Here is a 21,771-nt window from a genome sequence, read left to right as displayed (position 1 = left end):
GCCCCTGGGATTTACCCCATGCCTGAACCGATCCAGATCCACCCGAAGTCTGCGGTGTCGAGCACCGCTGGAGCCTTGCGCATCGTCCTCTTGTACGCCGTGTTTTCCGGGCTCTGGATCCTGCTTTCGGACCGGGCCGTGGGCTTCCTGGTGCATGACCCGGTTGCCATGACGGTGCTCAGCATCCTGAAAGGATGGGTGTTCGTGGCGGTCACCGCCACCATGCTTTTCGTGATGGTGAAACGGCTGGTGGAGCGGACGGCCAACCGGGAAGCCAGGCTGAACGCCCTCATCCACACCATTCCGGACCTGGTGTGGCTGAAGGATCCCAAAGGGGTCTACCTGGGCTGCAATCGGGCTTTCGAGCGGTTTTTCGGTGCCCGGGAGATCGAGATTGTCGGCAAGACCGACTACGACTTCGTGGACAAGGCCCTGGCGGATTTCTTCCGCGACCAGGATCAGAAGGCCATCGATGCGGGAACCACCAGGGAGAACGAGGAGCGGGTCACCCTGGCCGAAACAGGCCAGGAAGTGGTCTTGGAAACCCTGAAAACCCCCATGTACGACGGTCATGGGGTCCTCATCGGTGTCCTGGGCATTGGCCGGGACATCACGGAGCACACCCGCCTCGTCAGCGAGCGCGCGCGTCTGGAAACCCAGCTGCAGCAGGCGCAGAAGATGGAACTGGTCGGCCGGTTCGCCGGTGGGGTGGCCCACGACTACAACAACATGCTGGGCGTGATCCTGGCCAACGCGGATTTGGCCCTTTATGGGAAGCCGCTGGAATACCCAGAGCGCAAACACCTGGAGGAGATCCTTCGAGCGGCCAGGCATTCGGCGGAGCTCACGCGGCAGCTGCTCGCCTTCGCCCGGCAGCAGCCTGTGGACCCGCGGATGCTGGACCTGAATCAATCCATCACGGAATTGCAGGCGGTCCTGGAAAGGCTGGTGGGATCTGAAGTGCAGCTGCGCTGGTCCTTGGCTCCGGGCCTGGGGAAAGTGCTGATGGACCCGACCCAGCTGGACCAGGTGCTGACCAACCTGTTGGTGAATGCCAGGGATGCCGTCTCGGGTGTGGGTCAGATCGAGGTGGCCACCTCGAACCGGACCCTGACCTTGACGGACTGCGCCGCCCTGGTGGATGCCCAGCCAGGCGACCACGTTTGCCTCACCATCTCCGACAGTGGCTGTGGGATGGCACCGGATTTGGTGGCGAGGATCTTCGAGCCCTTCTTCACCACCAAGGGCGAGGGCCGGGGCACTGGGTTGGGGCTGGCCATGGTCCACGGCGTGGTGAAGCAGAACCGCGGCATCATCCTGGTGGAGAGCGAACCAGGGCGAGGCACCTGCTTCCAGGTGCTCCTCCCGCGGGCTGAGGCCCCTACTTCCTGAGCTTAAGCACGTCCATGACGATCACCAGGGCCATGAGGGAGGCCAGCAGCAGGAAACCGCCGGTGAGGATCTTCTCTTTGAGCTCGATGGTGAGGTCCTTCCGCCGCAGTTTTTCAAAAACCAGCAGGGCCATGTGGCCACCGTCGAGGGCGGGAATGGGCAGGGCGTTGAGGATGCCCAGCTGCAGGCTGATGGCACCGCACATGATGAGAAATTCCTGCCAGCCAGACTTGGCGGCCCGGCTGCCTGCTTTGATGATGCCAATGGGTCCCGACACCTCGGCGCTCCGTGCCTGGAAGGTGACGAGTTTCTTGAGAAAACCGAACACTTGGCCACTCATGTGCCAGGAGTCTTCAATGGCAATGCGTCCACCGGTCAGAAGGTCGCCCATTTGGAGGGGCCTTCGTTGAAAATCGTAAGACATCGGCAGGCTTCCGACCCCAACACGGCCTACGCCGTTTTCATTGGTGGGAGTCACGGAGAAAGAAAGCAACTTGCCTTCCCTGAGTACTTCAACGGCGATGGGCTGAGCTGGATGGGTCTTGATATAGGCCACTGCATCTTCCCACCGGCCGGAGGGGAAAAGGATGTGACCGACGCGGCGCAATTCGTCCCCCGGTTGGAGGCCGGCTACATCAGCAGGCATGCCTTTGGCCACTTGATCAACTACCATGGCCGACCCTGGCCGGGGTTCCGCCTTGATGATGCGTGCCTGGTCGGCGCGGACGGCTGTGAACAGGATAAGGCTGGTCGCCAGGTTGGCGAGGATGCCGCCGCTGTAGAAGAGCATGCGCTTGCCGAAGGGCTGCTGAAGGAAACCATAGGGATCGTCGGCACCGGGGTCCTCGGGATTGAAGCCCGCCAGTTTTACGTAGCCGCCCAGGGGCAGGGCGGAGAGACGCACGTCGGTCTCCCGCCACTTGAAGCCGAACAGGCGCGGGCCGAAGCCCAAGGAGAAGACTTCCACGGGCATGCCCATGTACTTGGCGGCGAGAAAGTGGCCGCCCTCGTGCAGGAAGACGAGGCCGCCCAGCATGAGGATGGGCCCCCAAAAACCGGCGCCCGGCACCTTCAGGGCGAACAGCGCGACGAGGGACAAGCAGAGGGTCAGAGGCAGGCGGTGGCGGTTCATGGATGTCCGAAAAGTCAGGCCCGGGCGTGGACCCAACCTTCAGCATGACGCCTTGCGGTCGCATCCGCATCCAGCACTTGGGCCAAGGACCCCAGGGGCGTGGCAGGAATGCGGCTCAAGGTTTCGTGGTTGCAGGCCTGGATATCCCAGAAGCCCAGTCTTCCCTGTAGGAAGGCGGCGACGGCCACCTCGTTGGCGGCATTCAACAGGGCCGGGGCGGTGCCTCCGGCGCGCAGGGCCTGGAAGGCCAGCCCCAGACAGGGGAAGCGCTCCAGATCCGGGGCCTCGAAGGTCCACTGGCGGGCCGCGTCCCAGGGATAGGGCGCCACGGGGCCGGGCTGCTTCTCGGGATAGAGCAGACAGTACTGAATGGGCAGCTTCATGTCGTTGGCGCAGACCTGCAACTGGTAGCTGCCGTCATGGAAGCCCACCATGGCGTGCACCTGACTCTGGGGGTGCACGGTCACGGCGACTTGGTCGGCCGAGAGGCCGAAGAGCACCGAGGCTTCGATGACCTCCAGCCCCTTGTTCATGAGGGTGGCGCTGTCGATGGTGATCTTGGGCCCCATCTTCCAGGTGGGGTGGTTGAGGGCCTGGTCGACGGTGGCGGTCTGGATCTGGGCCAGAGGCCAGTCCCGGAAGGGGCCCCCGCTGGCGGTGATGCGCACTTCCCGGATGGTGGCGGGATCGCGACCCTCCAGCAGCTGATGCAAGGCGGCGTGCTCGCTGTCCACGGGGAGCAGTTCGCCCCCCCCGGCCAGGGCGGCCTCATGCATGAGGGCCCCGCCCACTACCAGGGATTCCTTGTTGGCGACGCATACCCGCCGACCAGCGCGCAGAGCCGCTTCGGTGCTGGCCAGCCCCGCGCTGCCCACAATGGCGGCCACCACGGTATCGGCCTCGGCATGAAGGGCGCAGGCCAAGAGCCCCTCGCCACCCCAGTGAACCTCAGGGCGGTACGAGAGGTTGGAGCGGAGCCAGTCCGCATCCTCGCGAGTGCCCACGGAGACACAGCGGGGGCGGAAGGTTTCGCACTGGGCCTTCAGCAGCTCCCGGTTGCGCCCCGCCGCCAAGGCCACCACCGAAAGCCGCTCGGGGTGGGCCCGCACCACGTCCAGTGTGGAGGTGCCAATGCTCCCGGTGGAGCCGAGGATGGCGAGGGTTCGCACCTCAGTTGAATCCGTGCACGAAGTGGACGTAGGCGTAGAGGGCCGGGGCCGCGAACACCAGGCTGTCCACCCGGTCCAACATGCCGCCGTGACCGGGAATGGAGACATTGCCTGCGTTGGAATCTTTCACCCCGGCGCTGCGCTTCCAGGTGCTTTCCACGAGATCGCCCAGCTGGCCCACGGTGCCCAGCAGCAGGGCCAGGGCGAAGATGTCCACCAGAGACCACTCGGGGCAGACCGTGGCCTTCATGAGGAAAGCGCCCAGCAAGTTGCCGCCGAGGTTGCCGAAGGCGCCCTCCCAGCTCTTCTTGGGGCTCACCTTGGGGGCCAGCTTGTGGCGTCCAAAGTAGCTGCCCACGAAATAGGCGGCTGTGTCACCGAACCAGGTGATGATGAAGAGCGACAGGATGAGGCGGCTGCCGGTCTTGGGCAGGGTGCCCTGCAGCATGAAGAGCTTCTGCTGGAAGCCCAGGCCGAAACCCAGGTAGAGGGCGCCAAGCCAGGTGATGGCCTGGCTCGGAAGGGCGTCTTCCAGCTTGGCGTCGAAGAACAGGGCGCCGAAGTGGATGAGCAAGCCGCCGAGGGTGAAGACCAGCCAGAGCGGCAGGGGGTCCTGGTTGCCGGTGGCGAAATAGAAGTGGAGCATGATGCCCCAGGCCACCAGGACGCCGGACACCAGCGAAGGGTTGAAGCCCCGCACGCGGGCCATGAGCGTCATTTCACGAACACCCATGAGGATGGCCGCGGCCATGACGGCGAGGTAGGTCCCCGGGGCCCAAGGCTGGTCGCCGAACCAGAGAAGGCTGAAGAAGAACAGCCCGAAGACCGCGGCGGTGGTGATCCGCACCGTCATGTTGCGGGTGTCCACCTTGGGTGTGGTGCGTTCCATCAGATCCCCCCGAAGCGGCGTTCGCGCTGGGCGTAATCCTCCAGTGCGGCCCTCAGCTCGGCGGGGCCGAAGTCGGGCCAGAGGAGGTCGGTCATGTAGAGTTCGGCGTAGGCGGACTGCCAGAGCAGGAAGTTGGAAATGCGGTGCTCACCGCTGGTGCGGATGAGCAGGTCCACATCGGGTACTCCAGCGGTCCAAAGCCGGGCCTGCAGGGCGGCTTCATCCACCTGGTCGGGGCGGAGGCTCTCTTCCACGCAGCGCCGGGCGGCCTGGGCCAGTTCGAGCCGGGAGCCGTAGTTGACTGCCAGGTGGAAGGTCATGCCGGTGTTCTTGGCGGTGGCCTCTTCCAGGGTTTTCATGTCCGCCAGGATTCCCGAGGGCATGCCCTCCGGGGAGCCCAGGTGGTGGAACCGGATCCCCTTTTTGGCGAGCTTGTGGAGGAACATGCGCAAGTACATGCGCAGCAGGGCCATGAGGGCCCCCACTTCCAAGGCTGGCCGTTTCCAGTTCTCCGTGGAGAAGGCGTAGAGGCTCAGATGCTGGACGCCGGCGTCTGCCGCGGCCTCCAGAATGCGCTCCACGGCCAGGACCCCGGCCTTGTGCCCCTTGATGCGGGGCCACCCCCGCTGAGCAGCCCAACGGCCGTTGCCGTCCATGATGATGGCGACGTGGGTCGGAACGGTCATCGCGGGCTCAAAGCTGGGCAATTCCGGGCAGATGCCGCGTGGTCGGCCTCGCGTATGCCCAGAGGGCATACCGAGATGATGATGGCGACCTCGGTAGGAACGGTCATCGCGCTGGAAACCTCAAAAGGGTGAAAAAGGTCATGCTAGCACGGGGCTTGCCGTAGAGATGGTGTGGCGGCTTGCAGCCCGGCCCTCCGTGTTAGGCTGGTCTCCACATTTTTCCTGGCGAACCCATGGTTCAGTTCAACACCCGTGCCAATGAGATCCTGCTCAAGCTGGTCTACTACGGACCAGGTCTGTCGGGAAAGACGACGAATCTGCAGTCGCTGCATGCCATGTGCTCGGATGCTCAGCGCGGCGAGATGTTCTCGGTCAACACCCAGGAAGACCGCACGCTGTTCTTCGACCTGCTGCCCATCAACCTGGGCTACATCTATGGCAACGCCATCCATCTGCAGATCTACACGGTGCCCGGCCAGGTGCAGTACGATGCCAGCCGCCGCGTGGTGCTGGGCGGCGCCGATGGTGTGGTGTTCGTGGCGGATTCCAGTGAAGCCAAGATGCAGGACAACGTGGACTCGCTGTCGAACCTGTACCACAACCTCAACGCGAATCGCCTGAACATCAAGCAGATCCCCTTTGTCATTCAGTACAACAAGCGGGATCTGCCCGACGCGCTGGCGGTGGGCGTCATGAACCGCCGCCTCAATTTCCGCAGCGTGCCCTACTTCGAATCCGTGGCCAACCGGGGCACCGGCGTGCTGGACACCTTCCTTTCCATTACCCGCGAAACCGTCAGCTACACCTTCAAGAAGTACCACCTCGACAAGAAGATCAAGGATTTCGACGAGATGCTGAATCTCATCGAATCCAATGTGCGATCAAGCATGCGCGAGCTGCCTCAGCCCCAGGAGGCACCGCTCGTTCCGCCCGTGGAATCCACGGTGCTCCGGCACAGCAATGTGAGCGTGGCGGACCTGACACCCGGCAAGGTGGCCGATGCCCAAGACCTGCTGGAAGACGCGCTCAAATCCAACATGGAAACGGCGCGGCTCTATTCCGAACTGAAGCAGGTCAAGGACACACTGGAAAAGAAGAACGAGGAGCTGAGCCAGCTCTACACCCAGCTGGACCGCGCCAACCAGGACAACCTGAAGACCCGGCGCTACCTCGAAGGCCTGGTGCAGAACATCGGCGAAGCCGTCATCTCCTATGCTCCAGATGGCAAGATCCTGACTTGGAACATGGCGGCGGAACGCATCTTCGGCTATTCGCGCCCGGAAATCGTGGGCCGCAACATGGCTCAGCTGACGCCGGACCACCTGCTGACGGAGCTGGATCAGGTGGCCCAGCAGGTGGGGCGCGGCCAGGTGGTTCGCGACATGGCCACCACCCGGCTGCGCAAGGGGGGCGTGACCTTCCCGGCCAACATCACCTATGCGCCGGTCCGCGGCAATGACGAGCGCGTGCTGGCCTATTCAGCCCTGGTGCGGGATGTGTCCGAGCACAAGGAACTGCAGGAGCAGCTGGTCCATTCCCAGAAGCACGAAGCGTTGGGACGTCTGGTGCCCTCCCTTTTCCACGAGGCGGCCAACCGGCTGACTCCGGTGCTGCTGGAATCGCGGCTCATCGCCGAATCCTCCATGGATCCCCACCAGGCCGAGCAGGCCGCCCGCCTGGTCAAGGCGGTGGACTCCATCCAGAGCCTCCTCCATCCCCTGCAGACGGTTCTGAATCCGCCCAGCCCGAGGCCCCTGCCGGTGCGGGTGAACGACCTGGTGCAGGAGGCCACCGCCCTGGTGGATGCGAAGGCGCAGCGCATGGGTGCCTCGGTGGAGCTGAACCTGGATCCGGCACTGCCCCAGACCGCCCTGGATCCGGGGCTTCTTGTCCAGGCTCTCACCAACCTCCTCCTGAACGGCTTGCAGGCCATGGCGCTGAGCCCCATCAAGCGGCTGCGGGTTGCCACCCGGGTCTCTGGTGAAACCCTGCAGGTGGTGGTCCAGGATACGGGCCCGGCCGTGGGTGAAGCACGGCAGGCGGAGCTGTTTGACCCCGCTCAGGCCACCACCACGGAGGCCCTAGGCCTGCCCATCGCCGACATCATCGCGCGCCAGCACGGGGGCCGCATCAGCACCCGCAGCCAGGAAGGCCTGGGCAACGCCTTCCTGCTGGAGCTTCCCCTCGTGGCGGTGAAGGAACCCGCAGCGGCACCCGCTCCCCCGCCGGGGCTGAAGGGCACCAGGGCCCTGGTGGTCGATGACGAAAGCTTCCTGCTGGAGTGCCTGGTGGACGCCCTGAGCGCCTGGGGTATGGAGGTGGAATCCAGCCCCCGCGGCGACGAGGCCATCCAGAAGCTGGAGGTTGGCAGCTTCGACGTCATCGTGTCCGACATCCGCATGCCCGGCCTTTCAGGCGTGGATCTCTTCGACTGGCTGAAGGCCCAGCGCCCGGCCATGACCCGGCGCATCCTCTACACCACGGGCGATTCCTTTGATGTGAAGACGCGGGAGTTCCTGGAGGCCAGCCAGGTGCCCTACCTGGGTAAGCCTTTTGATCTAAAGCAACTCAAGCAAAGTCTCGAGCGGCTCCTAGAGACTCCGGTCGAGGCGTGAGTTTGTCCCCTGCTGCATACTGGGGCATTCCATAGCACCTTCACCGAGGAGTCATCTATGCAGCGACACTGGGTCATGGCCCTGATCGTGGCCTCGGGCCTTTTGGCCCAGACGCCCCCGCAGGAACCCCCGGCCACGCCGGTTCAGGTTCCGGCCCCCGAAACCAAACCCGCTGAGGCGGTCCAGGAGCCCCCGGTGGCACCTCAGGCGACCGAGCCCAAGGCCGCCGAACCGAAGGCCTTCGATCAGCTTCGTCCCACCCAGCGGAAACTGGCTTACACGCTGCATCGCGCCGCGCTTTCCGCCCATGAGCTGGGCTACTACCGCAGCCACCCCCGGGCCCTGGAAGTGCGCGAGGCGTTGGAAGCGCTGGTGAAGGCCAAGCTGGACATTCCTGAAAAGGCCTCTGCCGCCCTGGCCCCCGTCGAGGCCTACCTGGCCAAATTCAACGCCAACCACGGCCTCTACGATGCCGAGGGCAAGAAGCTCCTGCTCGAAAGCACCTGGAAGGATCTGCAAACCGCGGCCCGTGCCGCAGCGAAAACCGGGCCCAAGGGTCTGGAGCCCCGCCTGGCCAAGATCAAGGGCCTGCTCCTGGATGCCAAGGTGGATGCCACCGCGCCCAGCTGGGCCGAACCTGAAACACCGGCCAAGGGGAAAAAGAAGGCCAAGGCCGTGAAAGGCCCCAAGGCACCCGAGGGCTTCGCGGGCCAGAAGGCCATCACGGCCCTGTGGGTGAAACGGGCCCAGGCCTGGGTTGAAAACACGACTCAGGAGGTGGAGGTGAAGGGTGAGAAGAAGACCCGCCGTCTGCCGGATCCCGTCCAGGTCAAGGCCCTGAACGACCTGTCGGCCTGGTTGGAAAAGGATGACCTTGAGCTGCTGCGCGACCCGGGTTTCGGCTGGCTGGATGTGCGCCGCCTGAGTGGTGGCGCCACCCTCCTGACCAAGGCTGCCGACATTGTGGGCTCCAAGGCGCCGGAAGGCCCTGCCCCTGAGCTGGTCCCCCTGCCCACCTTCGAACCGGTGCTCGGCGACAGCAAGTTCAGCAAGGGGGAAGACAAGCGCGCGGTGCTCGCCGATGTGAAGCAGGGCCCCGCCCCGGCCAGCCTCGCGGATCAGGCGGCCCTCTTCCAGAAGCTCGGTCGCAGTAGGGACTACGACGTCAAGTAGAGGAAATTCTGCAAAAAAGGGGGCGCCTTGGCGCCCCCTTTTTCATTCTTCACCCTTACGCTGCTTGCCTTCGGGATCGAACTGGTAGCCCACGCTGCGGATGGTGTGGACCCACCGCGGATGGTGGGGATCATCCTCCATGACGCGGCGAATGCGGACGATGAAATTGTCCACCGTGCGGCTGGTGGGATAGGCGTCCTCGCCCCACACCTTGTCCAGGATGTCGGTGCGGCTCACCACCTGGCCGGGCCGCTCCATGAGCAGCTTGAGGATCATGGATTCCTTGACGCCCAGCTGGAAGGGGCCGCTGGGGCCCTCACCGCAGAAGTTGTCGAAGTCCACCCAGTAGGCGCCATAGACCTGGCGGCTACTGATCTCGCGGCTCTTGTACCAGGATTCGCGCCGCAGGATGGCGCGCACCCGAAGCAGGAGTTCGCGCACCTGGAAGGGCTTGCCCAGGTAATCGTCGGCGCCGGTCTCGAAGCCGTGAACGCGGTCATCATCCGTGTTCTTGGCGGTGAGGAAGAGGATGGGCGTGAAGTTTTTGGCCTCGCGCACCTTTTCGCAGATCGTAAACCCGTCCATGCCGGGCAGCATGACGTCGAGGATGACCAGGTCGTAGGTTTCGGCCAGGATCTGCTTCAAAGCCTGATCGCCGCGGGGAATCCAGGTGCAGGAAAGGCCTTCCAACTCGAGGTTGAGCTTGATGCCTTCGGCCAGACTGAGCTCGTCTTCCACCAGCAGGATCTTGGGCTCGGCCATGACTGACTCCAATGCGCAGGCTTTGATCCTACTAGAATGGACCCTCCGGAGCGCTCATGGACGTCCATTCCAATCCCTACCTCAGCATCGTCATCCCCATTTACAACGAGCAGGAGAACATTCCTTCGCTGTGGGAACGTCTGTCCAAGGTGATGGCTGAGTCCTTCACGGATCCGGACAAGTCCTGGGAGATCGTCTTCACCGATGACGGCAGTCGGGACCGGAGCCTGGCCATGCTCGTCGAGATCGCCAAGGCCGAACCCCGGGTGAAGGTGGTGGAGTTCAACCGGAACTATGGTCAGCACAGCGCCATTTTCGGGGCTTTTGCCGAGGCCCGGGGACAGATCGTGGTCACCATGGACGCCGATCTGCAGAACCCGCCCGAGGAGATCCCCAAGCTGGTCGCCAAGGTGGAGGAGGGCTACGACGCTGTGGGGGGCTGGCGCCAGGGCCGCCAGAACAACGACAGCTTCTTCCGCACCATGCCCAGCAAGATCGTGAACGCCATCACCCGGCGCACCACGGGCGTGCAGATGCACGACTACGGCTGCATGCTGCGCGCCTACAGCCGCGACGTGGTAAACGCCATGCTGCTGTGCAAGGAGCGCTCGAGCTTCATTCCGGCCCTGGCCAACAGCTTCGCCAAGCGCATTGCCGAAGTGCCTGTGGCCCACGCCGAGCGCGCCGCCGGGGAGAGCAAGTACGGCCTCTGGAAGCTCATCAACCTCCAGTTCGACCTGCTCACCAGCTTCAGCCTTCTGCCCCTGCAGGCCCTCAGTGTGTTCGGCGTGATCACCGCGGCCTTCGGCTTTCTGCTGTTCCTGGGCCTGGTGGTCTACCGCTTCATGCACCCCGAGGGCACGGCTCAGGGCGTGTTCACGCTCTTTGCCATCCTCTTTTTCTTCGTAGGCTGCCAGTTCATCGCCTTCGGCCTGCTGGGCGAGTACATCGGCCGCATCTACCAGGAAGTGCGGGACCGTCCCCGCTACATGGTGAAGAAGGTCCATCAGGGGAAGTGAGGAGGGTTCATGGCCCAGTCATCCAACGTGAAACCCCGGATCCACATCCAGGAGGTGGGCACGCGGGATGGCTTCCAGAGCGAGCCGCGCTTCATTCCCACCGCGGACAAGATCCGGCTCATCGATGCCCTGAGCCTTTGCGGTCTCTCGAAGATCGAGGTGACTTCCTTCACCTCGCCCAAGGCCATCCTGGCCCTGGCCGATGCGGACGAAGTGCTGCGCGGCATCAAGCGTCAGCCGGGCGTGGTCTACACTTCGCTGGTGCCCAACCTGAAGGGCGCGGAGCGCGCCATTGCTGCGGGGACGGATGAGCTCAACCTCACCATCTCCACCAGCGAAACCCACAACCTGCTGAATCTGCGCATGACCCGCGAACAGTCCGTGGCGCGGCTCTTCGAGGTGGTGGATCTGGCCAAAGCCACGGGCGTGACGCTGAATGTCTCCCTCTCCACCTGTTTCGGCTGTCCCATGGAAGGCCCCATTCCCGAAGCCGTGGTCCTCGGCTTCGCCGAGCGCTTCTTGAACCGGGGCGTGGAGGGGATTTCCCTTTGCGACACCACCGGCATGGCCCATCCCGACCGCGTGAGGCAGCTCTGCGGCGCTTTCCGTGCGCGCTTTCCGCAGGCGCAACTGACTTTGCACCTGCACAACACCCGAGGCATGGGCCTGGTGAACGCGCTCGCGGGTATCGAGGCGGGTGTCGACCGGTTTGATGCCTCACTGGGGGGCATCGGCGGTTGCCCCTATGCCCCTGGGGCCACCGGGAATGTCTGCACCGAGGATCTGGTGCACATGCTGCAGGCGCTCGGCCACCCCATGGACGTGGACCTTCCCCGATTGCTGGCCGCGGCCCGGTCGCTGCCGGAGCTGCTGGGCCATGATGTGCCTGGCCAGGTCATGCACGCGGGCCGGGCCCAGGACCTGCACCCCATCCCGGGGAGCCTGGAGGCCATTCGCGAAAGGGCCCTTGGTTCGACCTCGAATCCGGGCTGATCAGCCCTCTTCGCCTTCGCCGCTCCAGCCTTCGCCATCCTCTTCCTGGGGTTTCTCGGGAACGCGGTAGCTCTCGCTGGACCAGGCGCCCAGGTCGTGGGTTTGGCAGCGTTCGGAGCAGAAGGGCTTGTAGGGATTGCCCTCCCAGGGGGTGGGCTTCCGGCAGAGGGGGCAGGGGCGAAGCGTCATGGGTGCCAGGATATCCAAGAGCGCTGGATGGTCAACGAAGAAGAAAATATGAGTCTAATTTTGAAGATCTTATTGACAATGCTTCCATACCCTCTATGCTGGGAGTTCCAGAGAAGGATTTGAACCCACCTGGCTTCAAGGAGGAACGACATGGGCAAGATCATTGGCATCGACCTCGGTACCACCAACAGCTGCGTTGCCGTGATGGAAGGCGGCGTCCCCAAGGTGATCCCCAATCCCGAGGGCGCGAACACCACCCCGTCCGTGGTGGGCTTCAACCCCAAGACCACCGAACGTCTCGTGGGCGCCCCGGCCAAGCGTCAGGCCGTGGCCCAGCCCAAGAGCACCATCTACTCCATCAAACGTTTCATGGGCCTGCCCTTCGCGGATTCCGACCGGGAGCAGAAGCTGGTGCCCTACACCGTGGAGCGCGCCGACAAGGGCGGCTGCGTGGTGGATGTTATCGGCAAGAAGCTGAGCCCCGAGGAGATCAGCGCCGTCGTGTTATCCAAGATGAAGGAGGCCGCCGAGGCCTACTTGGGCGAGAAAGTCACCGAGGCCGTCATCACCGTGCCCGCCTACTTCAACGACGCCCAGCGCCAGGCCACCAAGGACGCGGGTGCCATCGCAGGCCTCGACGTGAAACGCATCGTCAACGAGCCCACGGCGGCGGCCCTGGCCTACGGCCTCGACAAGAAGAAGGATGGCACCATCGCCGTCTTCGACTTCGGCGGCGGCACCTTCGACATCTCCATCCTCGAAGTGAGCGAAGGCGTGGTCGAAGTGAAGTCCACCAATGGCGACACCCACCTGGGCGGCGACAACGTGGACCAGGCCATCATCGATTGGCTGGCCGATGAATTCCAGAAGGCCGAAGGCATCGATCTGCGCAAGCAGGCCGATGCCATGCAGCGTCTGAAGGAAGCCGCCGAGAAAGCCAAGATCGAGCTGTCCAGCACCACCCAGACGGACATCAGCCTGCCCTACATCACGGCGGATGCCAGCGGCCCCAAGCACATCAACCAGTCCCTGAGCCGCGCCAAGTTCGAGCTGATGATCGAACCCGTGCTGCAGAAGCTCAAGGTGCCCTGCGAGAACGCGGTGAAGGACGCCAAGATCGCTCACCATGAAATCGATGAAGTGGTGATGGTCGGCGGCTCCACGCGCATCCCCAAGGTGCTGGAGATGGTGAAGCAGATCTTCGGCAAGGAGCCCAACCACAGCGTCAACCCCGATGAAGTCGTGGCCATCGGCGCCGCCGTTCAGGCGGGCGTGCTGGCCGGTGACGTCAAGGGCGTGCTGCTTCTCGACGTCACTCCGCTGAGCCTCGGCATCAACGCCAATGGCGGCCAGATGAGCGTCATCATCCCCCGCAACACCACCATTCCCACCAAGCGCAGTGAGATCTACACCACGGCCGTGGACAACCAGCCCGGCGTGGACATCGAGGTGTTCCAGGGCGAGCGCCCCGTGGTGGAGGGCAACAAGCTGCTGGGCCAGTTCCACCTCGGCAACATCGCGCCCGCGCCGCGCGGCATGCCCCAGATCGAAGTGACCTTCGACATCGACGCCAACGGCATCGTGCACGTCACCGCCAAGGACAAGGGCACCGGCAAGGACGCCAGCATCACGCTGACGGGCAGCACGGGCCTCTCCAAGGAGGAGATCGAAGCCAAGGTGCGTGACGCCGAGGCGCACAAGGCCGAGGACGAAGACCGGAAGGCCATGCTGGAAGAGAAGAACCACCTCGATCAGATGGTCTACCAGGTGGAGAAGCTCCTGAAGGACAACGGCGACAAACTGCCCGAGGCCGACAAGAAGGAGGCCGAGGAGGCCGTGGTCGAAGCCAAGGCCGCGCTCGCAAGCCTGGAGAAGGAGCGCATCAAGAAGGCGCTGGAGACCCTCACGGCCAAGAGCCACAAGCTCGCCGAAAGCCTCTACAAGCAGGAGCCCCCAGCGGATGGCGGCACGCCTGGCGCGCCCGGCGCCCACCCCGGTGGCGAGAAGAAGGCCGACGACACCGTGATCGACGCCGAAGTGGTGAGCTAGGTCCCGTCAAAAAATGGGGAGCCAAGAGGCTCCCCATTTTTCTACCTGTATGAAATCTGAGTGTCCTACACTAAAGCCATGTCCCACCCCGACTATTACAAGATCCTGGGCGTGCCCAAATCGGCCTCGGAAGAGGACATCAAGAAGGCGTATCGCAAGCTGGCGCGCAAGCATCACCCCGACCTGAACCCGGGCGACGCGAAGGCGGAGGCCGAGTTCAAGAAGCTGGCCGAAGCCAATGATGTGCTGTCGGATCCCGAAAAGCGGAAGAACTACGACACCTACGGCGATCCCAATGGCCCGGGCGCCCAGGTGCCTCCTGGCTTCCACCAGGAAGGGGCCTTTTCCTTCGAGGACATCTTCGCGGGCTTCGGGGGTCGACAGGCCCGCACCGGCCCCATGCGTGGCGAAGACCTGCTTCACTCCGTGCGGCTGGGCTTCAGGGAGGCCTTTGAGGGTACGCGCCTCAACCTCCGTGTGAACCGCTCTGAGCCCTGTCTCACCTGTCACGGCACGGGGGAGTCCAACCGCAAACAGGAGCTGTGCCGAACCTGCCAGGGCAAGGGCAAGATCGGCGGCGGATCGGGATTTCTTTCCTTCGGTCGCACCTGCCCCGACTGTCAGGGCCGAGGCTCCAAGGCTCCGGCCTGTCCCGATTGCGGGGGCGCCGGTCGCCACTCGCGCCAGGAAACGGTGACCATCTCCATCCCCGCGGGCGTGGAGGATGGCGCCAAACTGCGCGTGGCGGGCAAGGGCGAGGCGGGCCGGCGAGGCGGTGGGCCCGGGGATCTCTTCCTGCAGATCAGCATGGAGCCGGATGGCCGCTTCGAGCGCAAGGGACCCAATCTCTACGTGCGACTGCCCATCAGCTTTTCGGAGGCGGCCCTCGGGGCCAAGGTGGACGTGCCGACGCCCGAAGGCCAGCAGACCATCAAGGTGCCTCCGGGCACCCAGACCGGGGCGCGGTTGCGGCTGAAAGGCCAGGGCATGCCCGTACCCCGCAGCACCCAGCGGGGAGATCTCATCGCGGAGGTGGCCGTGGTCACCCCCACCATCCAGGACGAGCGCAGCAAGGAGCTGCTGCGGGAACTGGCGGAACTGAACGACGCGGATGTGCGCAAGCAGCGGAGTGCGAGCCATGGCTAAAGATCCTCGCCTGGGTGCCTACATGATCGGCGTGGTGTCGATGCGCTATGGCGTGCATCCCCAGACCCTGCGTCTGTATGAGCGGGAGGGCCTGCTGACTCCCAGCCGCACCGAAGGCAAGACCCGCCTTTACAGCGATGAGGACCTGGAGCGCCTGGAGTTCATTCTCAACCTCACCCGGGACCTGGGCGTGAACCTGGCCGGGGTGGAAGTGGTGCTGGGCATGCGCGACCGCCTCAACCACCTGCAGGAGGATCTGGAGCGTCTGGCCCATGCCCTGGAGGCGGCGGGTGTGAAGGACATACCAAGGCCCACGTCGGCCACGGGCCTGGTGAAACTGACACCCCATGGGCTGCGGAAGCGCTCCTGACGTGAGGCTTCGCAAGCAGGCGGAATCGCTTGCTATGCTGGTGTCTCCCATTAGGTGAACCGTGCCCCTCCGGCATCTCGAAGAGCGCTCGCTCGACAAGTACTTCGACTCCATCCGCCATCTGCCCCTGCTGACGGCCGATGAAGAGCGGTTCTATGGCCGCATGTGGCAGAACGATCGCAACCCCGAGGGGCTGCGCCGTCTTGTGGAGGGGAACCTCCGCTTCGTGGTGAAGGAGGCTCGCAAGTTCGAAGGCATGGGCCTGGATCTGCTGGATCTCATCAGCGAGGGCAACCTCGGCCTCATCGAAGCGGCCAAGCGCTTTGATCCCGAGCGCCTCAACAAGTTTCTCACTTACGCCTCCTGGTGGGTGCGGCAGGCCATCTTCCATGCGCTGGCTGAGCACGGAAACAAGATCCGTCTGCCCCAGAAGGTCGCAGGCCACCTGGTGCACCTCAACCGGGTCACGCAGAAGCTCAGCCAATCCCTGGGCCGAGTGCCGCTGCTGCAGGAGATCGCAGAGGCCGCTGGTCTGAGCATCGAGGATGTGGAGCGCTATCAGCTGCTGCAGCAGACCACATCCACCGTCTCCACCGAGCAGGGCCTGGGCGATTCCGATCTCACCGTGGGCGACAGCCTCGAGCAGGAGGTGGAGCCCTCCGCCATGCACACGCTGGACCAGGAGGCCTTCCTCGAGCAGATCGACGCCAGCCTGGCCTCGCTCAGCGAGAAGGAGCGCACCATCATCACGCTGCACTTCGGCATTGGCGGTGAAGATCCGCTGACGCTGGAGCAAATCGGTAAGCGCTTCGACCCGCCCATCTCCCGCGAGCGCGTGCGCCAACTCGAGGAGCGGGCCTTCGCGCGCATCCGTGAGCGCCGCCGTGAAGTGCTGGGAGGCTTCCTGCGTGGAGGCGATGGGCCATGAAGGGTCGCCCCGATTGCCCGCGTTGCCACGGCAAGGGCCTGGTCTTTGACCCGGATCCTCAGAAGCCCGTGCTCGTCTGCGGCTGCACCGCCGATGTGGCGCCGGATGCTGAGACCTTGGGCCTGCCCACGCGCTACCGCGAGGCGGATTTCACCCGCTTCTGGAAATGGTGGAACAACGCCCAGGCCAGCGGCGTGCGCGCCCTGCTGGATCGCGTGCCGGATCTCGAGGAGCTGCTCACCCGCCCCCCGGAAGAAGTGGGCGAATTGGAGGGCCGCGATCAGCTGGTGAAGCTGCTGCAGGCCCTGCGCAAGCGGCCTGAGCATGGCATCCGCCCGCTCGGAGCCGAGGGCCTTTCGCAGTGGGCCACCGCGGGCAAACACAAATTCCGGCACGGCTGGGAGCTGTGGTGGATCCATGGCCCTGCCCAGAGCGGCCGCAGCACCCTGGCCGCCGCAGCGCTGCGGGCCTGGTCCGAACAAACGGGCAAGCGCGGCCGCTTCGTGTCCGTCCGCAGCCTCAGCCAAGCCATCAAGGACACCTACTACGACGTGCGCAGCTTCCAGAACGCCGCCTTCCAAAGCGTGCGCGATCTGGTTGAGCCTCTGCAGGAGCTTCCCTTGCTCGTGCTGGATGACTGGGACCGCATGGATTCCGACATCCGCATCGCCGCGGCCCTGGCCCAGCTGCTGGATCATCGCTACAGCGAGGAGTTGCCGACGATTCTTACGGCCTCGCATCCGCCTGAGGCCATGGATCGGCGCGAGAACCATCCCCTGGTGCGGCTAGAGGATGCCAGCCTCTTCGAGCGCCTGCGAGGCGCCGAGCGCGTAGAGATGGTGCCGGCCCTCCAGTTCTGGATCGACCGCCTGGATCCCCAGAGGCGATGAAAGCCCTGCTGCGCGTCCTGCTGCGTCTTCACCTCAGCCGGTCGAGGGGGTTGTGGCTATGCGTGGCAGGCCTCACGCTGCTGCTGGGCTGGGGCACCCTGCGTGTGGAGCGGGCTCTGGACCTCATGAGCCTGCTGCCCTCGGAACATCCCGCCGTCCGCGCGAATCTGGAGGCGGGCGTGGGCCAGCAGGAGCTGATCTGGCTGGTGGCGGAAGGCGGCGAAGCCGATTTGGAAGTTCGTCGCGCCTGGGCCGAGGGTCTGGTGGACCGCCTCCTCACGGAGGGCAACCTCCCCCTCAATGGCCTCGCTGCGGAAGGACGGTTGTCCGATCCCATTCCCGTGCCGGGCCCGGGCGGCGTGAGTCCCTGGCCCGCCTTGCTGGCGGTGGGCGCCATCGCGGAAGGCGATGCCGCCGTGAGCCGCCTCACCACGGAGACCCTCTACACCATGGCGCCTGCCTGGCTGGGGGACCGTCTCGCGCCCCTCACGGATCTCGCGGCGCTGCAGCGCCGCCTCCAGGCCACCGCCAAGGCCCTGTCCTCGCCAGAGCCGCTGCCCGCGGCCCTCGCGCGGTTGGATCCCCTGGGCCTGCGCGACCTGGCGCCCCAGGATGGCGAGGGCATGGCCAAGGCCACGGCCCTCGGCAGGGCCTTCACCCTGAAGGTGCGCACCGGATACTTCGAGACCAAGGATGGTCGCTTCGTGATGCTGCCCCTGGTGGCAGGCTTTCCGGCCACCGATGCCAAGGCCACCACCCGCGTCTTGACCTGGTTGGGCCGGGGGGCGAAGGGTCCTCTGCCGGTAAGCGCCAGCCTCCGCGACACGGAAGCCGCGCTCGCGCCCATCGAAGATCTCAAGGAAGGTCGGGCCTTCCCACTGCAAGTGACGGGCGCCCACGCCATCACGGCTTGGGAATCCCATCGCCTCACGGTGGAAGTGGTACTGAGCCTCGCCCTGAGCTTCCTCCTCATCGGCCTCGTCTACTGGTTGGGCTTCCGCACCCTGGCGGGCTACGGCTTCGTCATGGTGCCGCTGCTGGTGGGCATGGTCTGGGCCCTGGGCCTCACCGGCTGGGTGCTGGGCCGGGTGAACCTCATGGCCGCGGGTTTCGGCGCGGTGCTCCTGGGCGTGGGCGACGATGTGGGCATCCTCCTCTTCAGCCGCTACCGGGATGACCGCCGGGCTGGCCACACCAAGCCCCGGGCTCTGAGAGCGGCCATGCTGGGCACAGGCCCAGGCGTGGTGGCAGGCGCCCTGGCCACCTCCATGGCCTTCCTCGCACTGGCTTTCGCGCCCTTCCCCGGCATCCGCGACCTGGGGCTCACCACGGGGCTGGGACTGCTGGCCTGCCTGGCGGCAACCTTCCTGGTGCTGCCGCCCCTTCTGCTCACCCTGGACCGCGGCCGGGGCACCTTCGCCCCGGGCCCATCGCTGCCAGGAAAACCCCGCAGGCGCTGGGCGCCCTGGGCTGCGCTGGCCGTGCTGATGGTTGCCCTGGTGGGAGCGCCTCGCACCCGCTGGGAAGAGGATCTGCGCCGCTTCCGGGCCCAGGGCAATCCAGCCCTCACCCTGCAGGAGCGTCTGACGCGCACCCTGGGCGCCAGCCTGCAGCCCCTGGCCCTGCAAATTCCGCTGGAAGACCCGGACCGCCTGCCGGCCCGCTGGAACAAGCTGAGCCCCATTCTGCGGGAGGCGGGACTGCCCGTGCCCGACTGGAAGAGCCTCGATCCCGAGCTGCGCCATGCCCTGGGTTCGGAAACCTGGCGGCGTCAGGTGCTGGAGGCCGCCTCCAAGGCCGGACTGGACCCTGCCGGGCTTGAAGGCCCCCTCACGGCTTTGGCGGAGGCGGCCTCAGACCCGACGCAACCCGTGGCGGCCCTGCAGGCCATGCTGCCGCGGGCGGCGCCCAGAGAAGAGCGGCATCCATGGAATCTTTGGGATGGGTTCCATCAGCATCGGAAACCGCCACCGCTGGCCCCGGCGCTCAGTGTTCCTCTGCGCTTGGACGAGGCGTCGCTCAACCGTCTCACCCCCGTGGTAGAGGCCGCAGGTGGGCGCTTCGTGGGGACCCAGCCCCTCTTCCGGGTGGTGAAGGGCATCGCCAAGGAGGCGGTGCAACAGGCGGTGCTTCTGGCGCTGGCGGGTATCTTTCTGGTGATCGCAGCCTTCGGTCGCAGTCTGCGATTCGCGGTGCTGGCCTTGGTCCCGCTGCTGGCCAGTCAGGCCGGTGTCTTTGGTGCCCTGGGGTGGGGAGGGGAACCCCTCACCTTCCTCTCCCTCATGGCCATCCCCATCGCCTTGGGGGTGAGCGTGGATACGGCCTTCAATCTGCTGCACCGCGCCCGCGGCGAGAAGGATGCTCCGCAGCGGGTGGCCCGTGTGAACGCCGTATGCGCAGGTACCACCCTCGCTGGATTCGGCGGCATGGTCTTCAGTGGCTACCGCGGCCTGCGGGGCCTGGGCCTGGCTTGCCTGGGCGGTGTGGCCCTGGCCCTGCTGCTCACCCAGTGGTTGCTGCCGGTGTTGCTGGAGAAGTGGCCCTTGGAGAAGAAGTGAATCCGCTCAACGATCTGCTGCAATCCCGCCTGGCCCAGGGGCCTGTTCCCGCTTCGGAGGTGATGGCCCTGGGCCTCTATCATCCGGAGCACGGCTATTATCGGCGCCAAGAGGGCCCCTGGGGCTTCGAGGGCAAGGACTACTACACGGCCCTGGATCTTGGCCCCCTGTTGGGCCAGACGCTGGCGCTGCGTCTGGAAGCGGCCTGGGAGCGGCTGGACCGGCCCGCCCAGTTCACGGCGCTGGAGCCCGGAGCAGGTCGCGGTTGGCTGGGCCGCGATGTGCTGAGCGCCGTATCGGGGCCCTTTGCCGAAGCCCTGGTCTATGTGCATCGCGACGACAACCCGGCGGCGAGAGAGGCTGCGGAAAGGGCCCTGGCCCCCTTCCTCTCGGCCCATCGCGCGCGGTTCGCCGCCGAATCGGAAGTGCTGGAACCCTTCACCGGCGCCATCTTCAGCAATGAGCTCTTCGATGCCCTGCCCGCCCAACCCTGGCGCTGGGACGGCGAGTGCTGGACCCGTGAAGTGCTGACGGTGACCGGACCGGAATGGCAGGTCGCTGACCCTGGTGAGGCCGGGGCCTGGTTCGCCAGCCAGACCGATGGGTTGGAACTCCGAGACGGCAGCGTGTGGTGCGAAGGCCTGCCCAGCCTGGTTCAAGCGCTGACCACGCCGCTGCAAGCGGGTCTCTTCTTGGCCGTGGACTATGGCGAATCTGCAGACCGGCTGCTGGCCAAGGGGGCCGATCTGCGCCGCTTCAAGGCCCACGGCGTGGATGGGAAATGGCACGAGGACCTGGGTGAGGCCGATCTGACAGCCGATGTCGATTTCACCCGCCTCTCCCGGCTGCTCGAAGCCGAGGGCCTGTCGGAGCTGGGCCACGTGGCGCTGAGCAAATGGATCCGCACCCACGCGCCCCTGGACCGCTGGGGCGGCGAGTGGATGGGCCTGCCCGAAGCCGAGCGAAAAGCGCGCACCGAAAACCTGCTGCAGCTCACCCTCCCCAACATGATGGGCAGCCGGTTTCGGGTGCTGGAGGGATGGAAGGCGGCAGGCGCATGATCGCTTCTTCGGGCCTCAGCCGCCGGTTTGGCTCAAGAACCGTGGTGGATGGCATCAGCTTCTCCCTTCCCACTGGGAGCATCTGTGCCCTTCTGGGGCCCAATGGCGCGGGGAAATCCACCACGCTCAACATGCTCTCCGGGCTGCTGCGGCCCAACTCCGGTACGGTGACCTTGGCGGGTGTCACTGTTCGCTATGAGGAGGATTTCTCGCCGCTGAAGCAGCAGATCGGCGTCCTACCTGAGGGGTTGGGCCTCTTCGATCAGCTGACGGTGGAAGAACATCTCCAGCTCTGTGGTCCCATTTACGGTCTCAGCCGTGAGGAAACCCAGACTCGGGCAGATCAACTGGTGCACCTTCTGGGCCTGGAAGCGGGCCGAACCACCTACGCGAGCCATTGTTCCCACGGCATGAGAAAGAAAACCGCACTGGCCTTGGCACTTCTCCACAATCCTCGGATTCTGTTGCTCGATGAGCCTTTTGAAGGGGTAGAGCCGGTGGCGGCCGAGGTGATCCGAGAGCTATTCCTCATGCTGTCCCAGCGGGGGGTGACGATCCTCTTCACCTCCCACATTCTCTCCATGGCTGAGCGGCTGGCCACGCACTGCATCCTGATTCGGAATGGACAGATCGCCTGGAACTCACCCAAAGAGGAACTCCCTTCAACCCTTGGGGAGATGTATTTCAGCCTCGTGGAGACCCCGCCGCTGGAGGACCTGCCGTGGCTCGGATCGCGGTCCTCCTAGGGCC

Annotated in this window: 19 protein-coding genes; 13 read left to right on the top strand and 6 right to left on the bottom strand. The window is 65.1% G+C overall.

Annotated elements, in window-relative coordinates:
- Nucleotides 1–18: 18 nt before the first annotated feature.
- On the top strand, nt 19–1,392 hold the full coding sequence (locus Q9293_RS18370) for a nitrogen regulation protein NR(II) (RefSeq protein ID WP_306249030.1): 1,374 nt from the start codon (nt 19–21) through the stop codon (nt 1,390–1,392).
- Here the strand turns inward: Q9293_RS18370 and Q9293_RS18365 are convergent.
- From Q9293_RS18365 to uppS, 4 genes are read right to left on the bottom strand one after another with little or no spacing between them, the layout of a single operon-like run.
- The gene (locus Q9293_RS18365; protein ID WP_306249029.1) at nt 1,382–2,524 is read right to left on the bottom strand and encodes an RIP metalloprotease; all 1,143 of its coding nucleotides are present in this window, start codon (nt 2,522–2,524) and stop codon (nt 1,382–1,384) included. The genes Q9293_RS18370 and Q9293_RS18365 overlap by 11 nt on opposite strands.
- A 14-nt stretch (nt 2,525–2,538) precedes the next feature.
- Nucleotides 2,539–3,693, bottom strand: coding sequence for a 1-deoxy-D-xylulose-5-phosphate reductoisomerase (gene dxr / locus Q9293_RS18360; RefSeq protein WP_306249027.1), 1,155 nt, complete (start codon nt 3,691–3,693; stop codon nt 2,539–2,541).
- 1 nt (nt 3,694) lies between these two features.
- Nucleotides 3,695–4,582, bottom strand: a complete 888-nt coding sequence (locus Q9293_RS18355) for a phosphatidate cytidylyltransferase (protein WP_306249025.1) — start codon at nt 4,580–4,582, stop codon at nt 3,695–3,697.
- Complete coding sequence (gene uppS / locus Q9293_RS18350) at nt 4,582–5,268, bottom strand: polyprenyl diphosphate synthase (protein WP_306249023.1); 687 nt, start codon at nt 5,266–5,268, stop codon at nt 4,582–4,584. The genes Q9293_RS18355 and uppS overlap by 1 nt, the downstream gene beginning before the upstream one ends.
- Before the next feature lie 233 nt (nt 5,269–5,501).
- Between uppS and Q9293_RS18345 the strand changes: the two genes are divergently transcribed.
- Both Q9293_RS18345 and Q9293_RS18340 read left to right on the top strand, forming a co-directional pair.
- Entirely contained in the window at nt 5,502–7,883 is a 2,382-nt protein-coding gene (locus Q9293_RS18345) for a PAS domain S-box protein (RefSeq protein ID WP_306249021.1), read from the top strand.
- Nucleotides 7,884–7,940: 57 nt separating this feature from the next.
- On the top strand, nt 7,941–9,056 hold the full coding sequence (locus Q9293_RS18340) for a hypothetical protein (protein WP_306249019.1): 1,116 nt from the start codon (nt 7,941–7,943) through the stop codon (nt 9,054–9,056).
- Nucleotides 9,057–9,098: 42 nt separating this feature from the next.
- On the opposite strand, the gene Q9293_RS18335 is transcribed toward Q9293_RS18340, so the two are convergent.
- Nucleotides 9,099–9,818: a response regulator transcription factor gene (locus Q9293_RS18335; RefSeq protein WP_306249017.1), complete on the bottom strand. Its 720-nt coding sequence runs from the start codon at nt 9,816–9,818 to the stop codon at nt 9,099–9,101.
- Between the two features lie 56 nt (nt 9,819–9,874).
- Between Q9293_RS18335 and Q9293_RS18330 the strand changes: the two genes are divergently transcribed.
- Together Q9293_RS18330 and Q9293_RS18325 are read left to right on the top strand one after the other, a co-directional pair.
- Entirely contained in the window at nt 9,875–10,837 is a 963-nt protein-coding gene (locus tag Q9293_RS18330) for a glycosyltransferase (protein ID WP_306249015.1), read from the top strand.
- 9 nt (nt 10,838–10,846) lie between these two features.
- The gene (locus Q9293_RS18325) at nt 10,847–11,830 is read left to right on the top strand and encodes a hydroxymethylglutaryl-CoA lyase (protein WP_306249013.1); all 984 of its coding nucleotides are present in this window, start codon (nt 10,847–10,849) and stop codon (nt 11,828–11,830) included.
- On the opposite strand, the gene Q9293_RS18320 is transcribed toward Q9293_RS18325, so the two are convergent.
- Complete coding sequence (locus tag Q9293_RS18320) at nt 11,831–12,019, bottom strand: DNA gyrase inhibitor YacG (protein WP_306249011.1); 189 nt, start codon at nt 12,017–12,019, stop codon at nt 11,831–11,833.
- Nucleotides 12,020–12,169: 150 nt separating this feature from the next.
- Here Q9293_RS18320 and dnaK point away from each other — a divergent pair, with 150 nt between their 5' ends.
- From dnaK to Q9293_RS18280, 8 genes are all read left to right on the top strand, one after another.
- Nucleotides 12,170–14,068 (top strand): molecular chaperone DnaK, encoded by a 1,899-nt coding sequence (dnaK, locus tag Q9293_RS18315; RefSeq protein WP_306249009.1) that lies wholly within the window; start codon nt 12,170–12,172, stop codon nt 14,066–14,068.
- A gap of 60 nt (nt 14,069–14,128) precedes the next feature.
- A complete protein-coding gene (locus Q9293_RS18310; protein WP_306249006.1) occupies nt 14,129–15,214 on the top strand; it encodes a J domain-containing protein in 1,086 nt (361 codons plus the stop codon).
- A complete protein-coding gene (locus tag Q9293_RS18305; RefSeq protein WP_306249004.1) occupies nt 15,207–15,584 on the top strand; it encodes a helix-turn-helix transcriptional regulator in 378 nt (125 codons plus the stop codon). Before Q9293_RS18310 ends, Q9293_RS18305 begins: the two co-directional genes overlap by 8 nt.
- Before the next feature lie 61 nt (nt 15,585–15,645).
- Nucleotides 15,646–16,512 (top strand): RNA polymerase sigma factor RpoD/SigA, encoded by an 867-nt coding sequence (locus tag Q9293_RS18300; RefSeq protein WP_306249003.1) that lies wholly within the window; start codon nt 15,646–15,648, stop codon nt 16,510–16,512.
- Complete coding sequence (locus Q9293_RS18295; protein ID WP_306249000.1) at nt 16,509–17,402, top strand: hypothetical protein; 894 nt, start codon at nt 16,509–16,511, stop codon at nt 17,400–17,402. Before Q9293_RS18300 ends, Q9293_RS18295 begins: the two co-directional genes overlap by 4 nt.
- On the top strand, nt 17,399–19,960 hold the full coding sequence (locus tag Q9293_RS18290; protein ID WP_306248998.1) for an MMPL family transporter: 2,562 nt from the start codon (nt 17,399–17,401) through the stop codon (nt 19,958–19,960). Before Q9293_RS18295 ends, Q9293_RS18290 begins: the two co-directional genes overlap by 4 nt.
- Complete coding sequence (locus Q9293_RS18285) at nt 19,957–21,021, top strand: SAM-dependent methyltransferase (protein ID WP_306248995.1); 1,065 nt, start codon at nt 19,957–19,959, stop codon at nt 21,019–21,021. Before Q9293_RS18290 ends, Q9293_RS18285 begins: the two co-directional genes overlap by 4 nt.
- Entirely contained in the window at nt 21,018–21,767 is a 750-nt protein-coding gene (locus Q9293_RS18280; protein WP_306248993.1) for an ABC transporter ATP-binding protein, read from the top strand. Before Q9293_RS18285 ends, Q9293_RS18280 begins: the two co-directional genes overlap by 4 nt.
- Nucleotides 21,768–21,771: the final 4 nt, after the last annotated feature.

The sequence above is a fragment of the Geothrix sp. PMB-07 genome, assembly GCF_030758935.1.
Taxonomy (GTDB): Bacteria; Acidobacteriota; Holophagae; order Holophagales; family Holophagaceae; genus Geothrix.
Note: the sequence above shows the minus strand (reverse complement) of the source record. Positions and strands in the feature narration are given on the sequence as shown.